12 protein-coding genes and 2 tRNA genes are annotated in these 9,603 nt (G+C 42.1%); 5 read left to right on the top strand and 9 right to left on the bottom strand.

Going from position 1 to position 9,603, the window contains the following annotated elements:
* Positions 1-8: 8 nt before the first annotated feature.
* The 7 genes from prc to L1D50_RS18475 all read right to left on the bottom strand — a co-directional run bounded on the left by prc (position 9) and on the right by L1D50_RS18475 (position 4,354).
* Entirely contained in the window at positions 9-2,045 is a 2,037-nt protein-coding gene (prc, locus tag L1D50_RS18505; RefSeq protein WP_128728256.1) for a carboxy terminal-processing peptidase, read from the bottom strand.
* 10 nt (positions 2,046-2,055) lie between these two features.
* Positions 2,056-2,706, bottom strand: a complete 651-nt coding sequence (gene proQ, locus L1D50_RS18500) for an RNA chaperone ProQ (RefSeq protein WP_138523880.1) — start codon at positions 2,704-2,706, stop codon at positions 2,056-2,058.
* Positions 2,707-2,721: 15 nt separating this feature from the next.
* The gene (locus L1D50_RS18495; RefSeq protein WP_010371557.1) at positions 2,722-3,000 is read right to left on the bottom strand and encodes a hypothetical protein; all 279 of its coding nucleotides are present in this window, start codon (positions 2,998-3,000) and stop codon (positions 2,722-2,724) included.
* The gene (locus L1D50_RS18490; protein WP_239966564.1) at positions 3,000-3,458 is read right to left on the bottom strand and encodes a GAF domain-containing protein; all 459 of its coding nucleotides are present in this window, start codon (positions 3,456-3,458) and stop codon (positions 3,000-3,002) included. The genes L1D50_RS18495 and L1D50_RS18490 overlap by 1 nt, the downstream gene beginning before the upstream one ends.
* Positions 3,459-3,579: 121 nt before the next feature.
* Entirely contained in the window at positions 3,580-3,957 is a 378-nt protein-coding gene (locus tag L1D50_RS18485; RefSeq protein WP_128728259.1) for a hypothetical protein, read from the bottom strand.
* Positions 3,958-4,130: 173 nt separating this feature from the next.
* Positions 4,131-4,221: transfer RNA gene (locus L1D50_RS18480), tRNA-Ser, on the bottom strand.
* A gap of 42 nt (positions 4,222-4,263) precedes the next feature.
* A tRNA-Ser gene (locus L1D50_RS18475) sits at positions 4,264-4,354 on the bottom strand.
* A gap of 295 nt (positions 4,355-4,649) precedes the next feature.
* Between L1D50_RS18475 and L1D50_RS18470 the strand changes: the two genes are divergently transcribed.
* Genes L1D50_RS18470 through L1D50_RS18450 form a run of 5 tightly spaced genes read left to right on the top strand, consistent with a single transcriptional unit; the run spans position 4,650 to position 6,666 of the window.
* Positions 4,650-5,315 carry a Bax inhibitor-1/YccA family protein gene (locus L1D50_RS18470; protein WP_010604622.1) on the top strand — a complete coding sequence of 222 codons (666 nt, stop codon included), beginning with the start codon at positions 4,650-4,652 and terminating at the stop codon, positions 5,313-5,315.
* 55 nt (positions 5,316-5,370) lie between these two features.
* Positions 5,371-5,724 (top strand): sulfurtransferase complex subunit TusD, encoded by a 354-nt coding sequence (gene tusD / locus L1D50_RS18465; protein WP_128728260.1) that lies wholly within the window; start codon positions 5,371-5,373, stop codon positions 5,722-5,724.
* Positions 5,721-6,080, top strand: a complete 360-nt coding sequence (locus tag L1D50_RS18460) for a DsrE family protein (RefSeq protein WP_128728261.1) — start codon at positions 5,721-5,723, stop codon at positions 6,078-6,080. Before tusD ends, L1D50_RS18460 begins: the two co-directional genes overlap by 4 nt.
* Entirely contained in the window at positions 6,077-6,331 is a 255-nt protein-coding gene (locus tag L1D50_RS18455) for a DsrH/TusB family sulfur metabolism protein (RefSeq protein ID WP_128728262.1), read from the top strand. The genes L1D50_RS18460 and L1D50_RS18455 overlap by 4 nt, the downstream gene beginning before the upstream one ends.
* A 5-nt stretch (positions 6,332-6,336) precedes the next feature.
* A complete protein-coding gene (locus L1D50_RS18450) occupies positions 6,337-6,666 on the top strand; it encodes a TusE/DsrC/DsvC family sulfur relay protein (protein ID WP_039495713.1) in 330 nt (109 codons plus the stop codon).
* 53 nt (positions 6,667-6,719) lie between these two features.
* Here L1D50_RS18450 and L1D50_RS18445 read toward each other — a convergent pair whose 3' ends face one another.
* Both L1D50_RS18445 and L1D50_RS18440 read right to left on the bottom strand, forming a co-directional pair.
* Positions 6,720-7,949, bottom strand: coding sequence for an amidohydrolase family protein (locus L1D50_RS18445; RefSeq protein WP_128728263.1), 1,230 nt, complete (start codon positions 7,947-7,949; stop codon positions 6,720-6,722).
* A 12-nt stretch (positions 7,950-7,961) separates the two neighbouring features.
* Positions 7,962-9,344, bottom strand: coding sequence for an amidohydrolase (locus L1D50_RS18440; protein ID WP_128728264.1), 1,383 nt, complete (start codon positions 9,342-9,344; stop codon positions 7,962-7,964).
* Positions 9,345-9,603: the final 259 nt, after the last annotated feature.

Below are 9,603 nucleotides of genomic sequence, written 5' to 3'. Positions count from 1 at the left end.
CCTTTTATTTATTTTTTAACTTCGTTTTTGGCTATTCGCCCGTATGAAATTAGGTCCTGCGTGATCAGGGCTGCCTCTTCAAGGTACGGGTCTAATTCCGAAATGACCTCTGGCGTATCGTCCAAATCTTTAACGGGCTCTAATCCTAGACGCTTCAACCTTTCATTTGTCCGCTTCAATACCAGATCATCACGATCTTCGCGCTCCTTGATACGTTCAGCTTCAACTAATGAAATCGCCTTATCGTCTTTACGCGCTTTGTATTCTTCAATGTCTTTATAAATATATTCGAATTCAGGCTCAACTTTTACTCGCTCATCATGGCGTTTACTCAAGTACTGAATGGTTGGCGACAAGTTATCTAAACTCGCATATTTTGCACGAACAATACTATCCCAAGGTAGTGCGTTATCCTCTTGGCTTTCTCCCCACTCTTCAGGATTGATTGCCGATGGTAGCAAGATATCAGGGATCACGCCTTTATGTTGTGTACTACCACCGTCGATACGATAAAACTTCGCAATCGTGTAAGTTACACTCCCTAAAGGGTTTTCGAATAAATCGTAATTTTTGCCCAGGCCACGATGTTGTTGCACGGTACCTTTACCAAAGGTTTGCTCACCAATCACTACAGCTCGGCCATAGTCCTGCATCGCAGCAGCAAAAATTTCAGATGCTGATGCACTGTAGCGGTCAACTAACACAGTCAAAGGTCCATCGTAGAAGGTAATGCCATCTCTATCTTGTTGACTTTCGACACGATTGTAAGCAGTATGGATCTGAACAACTGGACCTTGGTCAAAGAATAAACCGGATAGCTGGGTTGCTTCGTAAAGCGAGCCACCGCCATTTTGGCGAAGGTCAATGATAACCCCATCGACTTTGGCTTCTTTAAGTTTAGCGATTTCAGTTTTTACATCTTGAGAGAGATTATTGTAGAAACTCGGAATTTCTATCACGCCTATTTTACTTTGTAGCTCTGAATATTTAGCTTCAAAGACAGAAGATTTAACTGCGCGATCTTCTAATTTTACTTTGTCACGAACAATTTCAACAACTTTAGGCGTTCCGTGGCTATCAGTACCTTTAAGGTATTGAAGTCGAACCTTGGTTCCCTTAGGACCTTTGATCAAATCGACCACATCATCTAAACGCCAGCCGATAACGTCTACAAATTCTTTATCATCTTGTGCTACGCCGATGATTTTATCGTCCGGCTTAAGTTTTTCAGTTTTGTCCGCGGGACCGCCAGGGACTAAACTACGTATCACGGTGTAATCTTCATCGTAACTTAACACTGCACCAATACCTTCAAGCTCTAGGTCCATATCCATTTTGAACTGTTCGGCACGGCGTGGCGAGAGATAGGATGTGTGCGCTTCAATGCTACGTGCAAACGCATTCATAATAACTTGGAATGCATCTTCACTGTTCGTTTGCACTAGACGTTTTTGCGCATTTTTGTAGCGCTTGGTAAGAACTTCTTTGATCTCTTCCCAATTTTTGCCCGTCAACTTTAAACGCAGCGCATCAGATTTAACACGCTGGCGCCAATATTCATCAAGCTCACTTGTCGCGGTTGCATAATTTTGCTCTTCTCTATCAAAAATGAACTCATCTTTTTTATCGAAGCTCATTTCTTTGTCGAGTAAGCTAATAGCAAAATCATAGCGCTCAAAACGACGCTTCATGCTTAGATTAAACATATCGTAAGCAAAACCCAGTTTTCCTGAGATCAATGCATCATCAAATTGTTTACGATATTGTTGAAAACTATCGATATCCGACTGTAGAAGCAAAGACTTATTAAAGTCGATGGCTTCTACGTAACGATCGAAGATTTTATCCGATAAGCTGTCATCAAAGCTGAAGCGTTTGTAGTGTTGTCGAGTAAATAGGTTAGTCACTCGTTTACTAGCCGTTGTATGTTGCGCTTCAGGTTTAAGGACCGGCAAGTCCTTAATAGTGACTGTGCTTGTTGAGGCTAAAGTAACACTCGATACGAACGCGGCGACTAGGGAAATGAGTGGTAACTTTTTACTCATATACAACTCCTTACTGGATATATAGGCTATCTGCTTTAGTTTTGACTTGCATTCCTGTTACAAGCTCTACGTGCACTTCATCATTTTTGACTTCAGTGATGGTAGCGTTAACAAGCGCTTGGCCAAGTTTAACTTTAACTTTATTATTAACCTTGACCTGTTCAGCCGGTAAAGGTTCAACTTTACCACTGCGCTTTGGTTTAACTTCAGCAGGTTTATTACTCATTTTAGGGCGCTTTTGGTCTTGACGATCCCTTGAGTAAGGTTTCTTTTTGTAAGATTTTGTTTCGCCATCGCGATTGTTTGGACGCTGTGGCTTTTTGCGCTTAGCCATTTTTGCACGACTCTCAGCCAATGCTTTTTCTGCGTGTTCAACGTGCTCTTGCTCAACCTTTTCTGCTTGATTGCCGTCTAGGTCTACGCGAAATTCGTTCTTGGTAACTGCTTCGAGATAACGCCAGTTTGAAGTGTATTTACGAAGTGCTTGACGTACTTGAGTTTTACTGACTTTATCAGAGCCCTCAATTCGTTCAGCGATATCTTTAAAAATACCGACCTTTAGTGGCTTAATCCCATCCTTTTGCTTGAAGCAATTAGGAAATTCTGAAAATAAGAAGTCTAATACTTCATTTGTGTCTTTTAGCTTGTTTGTGGTTTCCATTTTTAAACCTATTAATTACATCTGCTCATCGAGCGACGAGTTTATATAGTGTGTAACCCAGTCAATTAGCTCTTCTATATCTGCTTCAAGAAGCGCTAAATCACCGCGAAGATGTTCCCAAATACCTTCTATGAGCCTATCTATTGTGTCACAGTCTAAATCTTCGGGAAGCAAATCCCAGGCGTGATGAATAAGCTCATTTAAGCGTTCTGCAACAACTTCTTCTTCGCCTTCCCAATCACCGACATCGGCGTAGGAAAACAAATAATCTTGTACCTGAAGCATATCTTTCATTAAAGCGTTTCCTCAAACGCTTTAACTACCGCTTCCAATCCGATTTTATCCTGCTCGTCAAATCTTGCCAGACTGGGACTGTCAATGTCTAGCACGGCAATCACTTTATTACCTTTAAAAACAGGGATCACGATTTCTGAATTTGATGCCGCGTCACAAGCAATGTGACCAGCGAACGCATGAACATCCTCAACCAATTGCGTTTCACACGTCGCAGCTGCTGTGCCACATACCCCTTTACCGACGGGAATTCGGATACATGCAGGGTTACCTTGGAACGGCCCAAGAACCAACTCTTCAGCGCTATCCATAAGATAAAAGCCTGCCCAGTTGATATCTTCAAGGGTTGTAAATAAAAGCGCACTCAAGTTTGCCATATTGGCAATCACATTGTGTTCGCCACTGATTAGCCCCTGAGCTTGTTTAACTAAAGTCTGATAAAAATCTTGCTTTTGCATTACCATCAAATTCACGAATTGAACGACAAAAGCTAAAGGTACTCTTTCGGAGAAACAATTAAAACCTTTTCGACTGAAAAAGTATTAATTATCTGTAAAACTGACACTGCTCGGTTAATTATCACTCAGTTTTACGATTACCAGCCCGCAAACCACATAAGAAAAGCCCTGCGGAGAGCATTGACATTAAGGCGTTAACAATAAAACCAACGCCCGATTGTGCGGCAAAAAGATAGCTAAATATCGCGCCACCAAGTAACCCCAGTGTTAACAAACCGCCATATTGCACCTTGTTGTACCTAAACATAAGGATATATCCGGGAACAACGAATAGACACATTGCAAGACCAACGATGTATGCATTAGAAATTGCACTAAGTAGCAAGTTAAAGAACATCTCACTGCGACCGAGTGTAAAGCTGTAGTAAATCCCAAGCACACCACCTACGATTAACGGTGATAATAAAGAGAAGCCTACCCCTTTGCCAACTTGTTTCATATTCAACACTCTCTACATTCATTATTCATTCAACACCATTGAGTATTGTGCAAGCAGAGCCTCGGCACTAGCCGACTTTGGTCTAATAGGTATTTTTATCGAGAGTTATGCTGATGAATGGAAGTTTCAGATATCAAAAACAAGAAAGCCCTCAAACATGAGGGCTTTAAATGTGGCGGAGAGATAGGGATTTGAACCCTAGATACGCTATTAACGTATGCCGGTTTTCAAGACCGGTGCTTTCAACCACTCAGCCATCTCTCCAAAACCTATGAACCACGCTTAATAGCATGAGTCTAAAATAAGTGGCGGAGAGATAGGGATTTGAACCCTAGATACGCTATTAACGTATGCCGGTTTTCAAGACCGGTGCTTTCAACCACTCAGCCATCTCTCCGCAGCGGGTCGAATAATAGAGAATCCCTATGCGCTTGTGAAGCTTTTTTTTCAATTATTTGATCGTTTGCGTAAAATTTGGCTTAATCGTCTAAGAACCAGTCAAGATTCTGCGTATTTTTGATATTTCAGCGAACTTTTGAAAATATTCAAAGTCTTAGACAATAGCTTAGATTATAAAGGCAATCTAAATATCGACGATATTGATCCAGAAATCATTGCCCCAACATATAACAATTGATACTCTTATCTCAGTTATTTTTGGGATCAGCATGTTTTATTAAGGAGCTTGAATCATGGCATTCAATCATTCATACAACACTGCAAAACCTGTCATGTCGACAATGGAAACAAACAAAGTGTTGAAAAACACTTACTTCCTATTGGCAATGACATTAGCGTTTAGTGCAGTAACAGCCGCAATTTCAATGACGATGGCATTACCAGCGTTTACTGGTATCGTTTGTTCATTAGTTGCATTTGGTTTGCTATTTGTTATCGGTAAAAAAGCAAACTCATCTTCTGCTATCGGTCTTGTATTCTTATTTACTGGTATTCTAGGCTTCGGCCTTGGGCCTATGCTTAATCACTATGCTGCATTACCAAATGGTGGCATGTTGATAGCACAAGCGCTAGGCACAACAGCGTTAATTTTCTTCGGTTTATCAGCTTATGCACTAACTACGAAAAAAGATTTCTCATTTATGGGTGGCTTTTTAACAGTTGGTTTAATCGTGGTTATTATCTCGAGCCTAGTAAACTTGTTCATTGGATCAAGCATCGCGTTTATGGCAATTAACGCGGCAGTCGTTTTATTAATGTCTGGCTTTATCCTTTATGATACAAGCCGTATCATTAACGGCGGCGAGACAAACTATGTGCTTGCAACTGTGAGCTTGTATTTAAGTATTTATAACTTATTTACCAGTATCCTTGCCCTTTTAGGTGCGTCGGATGACTAACTCAGAATTTCTGATAAAATAAGCCCCATTACGGGGTTTTTTTTATGAGTAAAATTTGAGTCAAATAGCCATATCAGTGCACTTTGGCGTAGCTGCACAGTCAAAGTTAACTTTACTAGAGCGGTATGTCGATGCCGCTATTAAAAGTGACCATCAAATCGCGTGTATTTTTCTATATCAAGATGCTGTCTATCACGCCAGTCAAAATATTGTACATGCTTCCGACGAATTGCAAGTCAACGCGCTTTGGCAACGCATCAAAGATAAAGGGATCCCCCTGTTGCTGTGTGTCACCGCAGCGGAAAAGCGCGGCGTTAGCACCGAAAACGTTAGCCCTTTCACCGTTGCTGGCCTTGCAGAGTTTGCCATGATCTCGAGTAAATCTGATAAATGGATACAGTTTAAATGAGTAAAACCGTGTTAATCATTTCTCAAACCAGTCCGTTTGACCAAAATAGTCTGAAAGAAGCGCTCGATGTCGCACTAATCTATGCCGCAATTGATCAGCAAGTAAGTTGGCTTTTTACTGGTCCTGCTGTGCTATCACTCCAGAAAACCCTCAATGCGCCCACACTGGGTTTAAAAGATATGTTTAAACAATTAAAAACTTTGGAAATTTATGATGTCGAGCAGGTTTACGCCTGCCAGTCAGCTATGGATGAGTTTAACGTATCACCACACTCCCTTGCTGTTGATACTGAAGTCAAAAATCAACATGAGATCCTCGCGTTAATCAAACAACATGACTTTGTGGTGACATTATGAGTACGCTACATATTATTTCTAGTATCGAAGCATGCGATAAGCTGCAGTTTGTGTCCCATCGCGACACTATTTTATTATGTAATGATGGCTGCTTTGGCCAAACGCGTATCTCAGCTGAGGATGCACATGTGGTGATGCTGCAAACCTGTGCGAGTGCCAGAGGCATTGTCCCAGAAGCCGGAGTAAAGCTTATTTCTGACAAAGATTGGGTTGAGCTGACCATTACTATGAACAATTCAATTACTTGGTAATCATCATGCTAGAATTTAACAACCAAACTATCGAGACTGATAAACAAGGCTATTTGCTAGACCATACTCAATGGTCTAAAGACTTAGCACCGCTTCTAGCCGCAGAGGAAAACATTGAGCTTTCAGATGCACACTGGGAAGTCATTGAGTTTGTGAGAAGTTTTTATCTCGAATACAACACCAGCCCCGCGATCCGTATGCTGGTAAAGGCAATGGCTAAAGCACTAGGTGAGGATAAAGGTAATAGCATCTATTTATATAAGTTATTTCCAAAAGGCCCAGCTAAACAAGCAACAAAAATTGCAGGATTGCCAAAACCCGCCAAGTGTATTTAGGACGGGACAAACCGAATTGAAAAAGGCCTCAAATGAGGCCCTGTATAAAAACATTACTTCGTATACGCTCTTGGCATATCAGAATCTGTCGTATATCTGTCTCTTAGTTTATCGTGGCGTGACTCAGTAGACACTTCCTCACCATTGATCCAGATTTTATCGATTGTGGTGCTGAATTCGAAAGGATCCGCACTCCACATTACGATGTCTGCACGTTTACCAGCTTCAATCACACCGCCATCAATACCCAGTGCTTTAGCAGGGTTAGCGGTAACCGCCTTAAGTGCGCCTTCATGACTCATGCCATTTGCCACAGCGATCCCCGCATCAAAACGTAGCTGGTAGACGTTATGGCTACCGTCACCACCTATTGACAGGATGACATTGACACCTGCTTTCTCAAGCTTACCTGCGTTATCTAGACTTGCATGCATTGAGTCAAAGCTAGCTGGTAGGTTTGATACCGCACTCAAAATAACAGGTACTTTTGCCTCAGCTAGCTGGTCGGCGACCACTACCGCATCATCAGCACCCTGAATAATCAGATCTAAACCAAACTTTTCTTTTAGCTTAATCGCTTCAAGGATATCCGACGCTCGTGAAAGTGTTGCAACCACAGGCATTTCACCCGCTAACACTTGCGTTAACACTTGTTCTTCTGAACTCGGTTTTCCCTCGTCTTTTTTGTCTTTCTTAGCGAGTTTTTCTTGCTGTGCTTCAAGCTTTTTAACAACGTTAGCCAACGCCTTTGCACGAGACCCTTTGCTTTTGGCTCCTAGATGAATAATTAACGCGGTATGCTTGTCGGTCACACTGTTAAATTCACCAGATAAATCAACAACAAAACCAAGCCCTGCAAACTCACTTTTACCACCCCAAGGTGCGACAAAGTTTTGCGTTACTCCACCTTTTCTAGCATATGCAATTAAGCTACTACGTGGATTAAATGCGGTGCTTGCATCAAAGTCTAAGCCTGCATCGTCATCGCTGGCATCACGTGAAGCAGCAACAGCACCAACTTCAACTAAACCAAGTTGATTCATTGAGCCAATAAAACCCGGAGTGACCACTTTACCGCTGGCGTCAATCGTCACATCAGCAGTCACATTATCTGGATTAATCGCTTTTATTTTACCGTTTTCGATAACTAAGGTCGCACCTTTAAGTACGCCAGCATCTGTCGCGGTATGGACCGTTGCATTGGTAATTGCGGTAACACTGGCAAAAGCAACAGAGTGAGCTAGTAATGCGCTAGTGATCATGGTTAGCTTCATGGTTTTCATCTCATCAACTCCTTACTTTTGGCCCAACATAAAATCACTAACCGCTTGATATTTTTCATCATAACGATCATAGACTTTACCACCATCCACAAAAACCTGCTCTGCACGAGAGTACACGCTAAACGGGTTAGTGCTCCAAATTACGACATCAGCTTGTTTGCCTTGCTCAAGCGATCCGGTTTTATCCTGAATACCTAACGATTTCGCAGCATTCGAGGTGATCCACTTAATTGCATGCTGCTCGTTGATGTTAAAGCCTGACTGGTTTGCGGTGTTCATCACTTTTGCGGCTTCATGATTCAAACGTTGGATTGTGGTCCCTGAATCAGAATGAACAATTGCACATGAGTTTTTCACTGCATCAACAATTGCAACGTTTTCCTGAACCATATCATAGGCTTCCATCTTAAAGCCCCACCAATCAGGCCAAAGTGCAGCACAGTTACCGTTTTCACCTAACAGATCTGCAATCTTATATGCTTCAATACCATGGTGGAAAGTTCCTGCGTGATAACCAAACTCTTTAGACAAGTCGATCATCATTGCCATTTCTTCCGCTTTGTAGCAATGGTTATGGATCAAGATTTCACCATCTAGCACGCCACGCAGCGTATCGAACTTGATATCACGCTCTGGTGCATCCGGATTCAATCCAGCAGCATATTCGGCTTCGTATTGTTCCCACGCGCGCTTATATTCACCAGCTTCAATCCAAGCTTCACGATATCCTGCCATATTACCCATACGAGTATAAGGGGCTACACCTTTAGAGCCGTATACACGCTTTGGATTCTCACCACATGCCATCTTTAATCCATATGGCGCATCAGGGAATTTCATTGCTTGCATTGTTGATGCCGGCACATTCTTTAAGGTAACACCTCGGCCACCAAATAGGTTTGCAGAGCCAGGTAAGATTTGTAGCGTGGTAATCCCCCCTTCTCTGGCTCGGTTAAAGCCAGGATCTTGCGGCCATACAGAGTGCTCAACCCATACCTGAGAAGTATTAGGGTTAATCATTTCATTGCCATCACTGTGCGATTCTACACTTGGACTGGGGTAAGCCCCTAAATGAGAGTGCACATCGATAATACCAGGTGTTACCCATTTACCTTCGGCATCGATAGTAACATCAGCTGTGACAGAAAGGTCTTTGCCAACTTGCTTGATTTTACCATCAACAATAAATACATCACCTTGTTCTAGCTTTTCACCCGTACCGATTAGAACGGTAGCATTCGTGATTAGGGTTGACTGAGAAGGTACTGGCTTGTAAGTACTTGGATATGGGTTTTTCTCTATGGTAACTTTTTCTTTCTGCGGGCCGTGATCCTGACAGCCCATCAAAGCTGCGGCAATCCCAGCTACGACTATGGAGGGGGCAAATTTATACATTATTGTCATCTCTATTGTTTTTTTGTGACTTTAGCTCATGCCATCGCACTTTACGCAATTATGAGCTTTAGCGACAAGTAATTACGACGAACGTCAAGAGATTATAACGCATGTTGCGAAAATGCGCAGTGCATTAGAGGCAGCTGCGCAAATTTGTAAAGATGCGTCAATATTGACATGATTTGACATACCTTCTCGTTGAAGTAATAAAGATAGGGGCAAGTACAAAAGCAGAGTGTTAAATTATCGATAATAGTAT

The organism is Pseudoalteromonas sp. Isolate6 (assembly GCF_022398435.1).
In the GTDB taxonomy this organism is placed as follows: domain Bacteria; phylum Pseudomonadota; class Gammaproteobacteria; order Enterobacterales; family Alteromonadaceae; genus Pseudoalteromonas; species Pseudoalteromonas galatheae.
This window is presented reverse-complemented; position numbering and strand designations above follow the sequence as displayed.

Excerpts from the sequence above, each read along its gene's own strand:
- L1D50_RS18445 (WP_128728263.1), bottom strand. The coding sequence starts at position 7,949 with ATGAAAACCATGAAGCTAACCATGATCACTAGCGCATTACTAGCTCAC.
- L1D50_RS18460 (WP_128728261.1), top strand. The coding sequence starts at position 5,721 with ATGAGTAAAACCGTGTTAATCATTTCTCAAACCAGTCCGTTTGACCAA.
- L1D50_RS18485 (WP_128728259.1), bottom strand. The coding sequence starts at position 3,957 with ATGAAACAAGTTGGCAAAGGGGTAGGCTTCTCTTTATTATCACCGTTA.
- prc (WP_128728256.1), bottom strand. The coding sequence starts at position 2,045 with ATGAGTAAAAAGTTACCACTCATTTCCCTAGTCGCCGCGTTCGTATCG.
- proQ (WP_138523880.1), bottom strand. The coding sequence starts at position 2,706 with ATGGAAACCACAAACAAGCTAAAAGACACAAATGAAGTATTAGACTTC.
- L1D50_RS18455 (WP_128728262.1), top strand. The coding sequence starts at position 6,077 with ATGAGTACGCTACATATTATTTCTAGTATCGAAGCATGCGATAAGCTG.
- L1D50_RS18450 (WP_039495713.1), top strand. The coding sequence starts at position 6,337 with ATGCTAGAATTTAACAACCAAACTATCGAGACTGATAAACAAGGCTAT.
- L1D50_RS18440 (WP_128728264.1), bottom strand. The coding sequence starts at position 9,344 with ATGTATAAATTTGCCCCCTCCATAGTCGTAGCTGGGATTGCCGCAGCT.
- L1D50_RS18490 (WP_239966564.1), bottom strand. The coding sequence starts at position 3,458 with ATGCAAAAGCAAGATTTTTATCAGACTTTAGTTAAACAAGCTCAGGGG.
- L1D50_RS18470 (WP_010604622.1), top strand. The coding sequence starts at position 4,650 with ATGGCATTCAATCATTCATACAACACTGCAAAACCTGTCATGTCGACA.
- L1D50_RS18495 (WP_010371557.1), bottom strand. The coding sequence starts at position 3,000 with ATGAAAGATATGCTTCAGGTACAAGATTATTTGTTTTCCTACGCCGAT.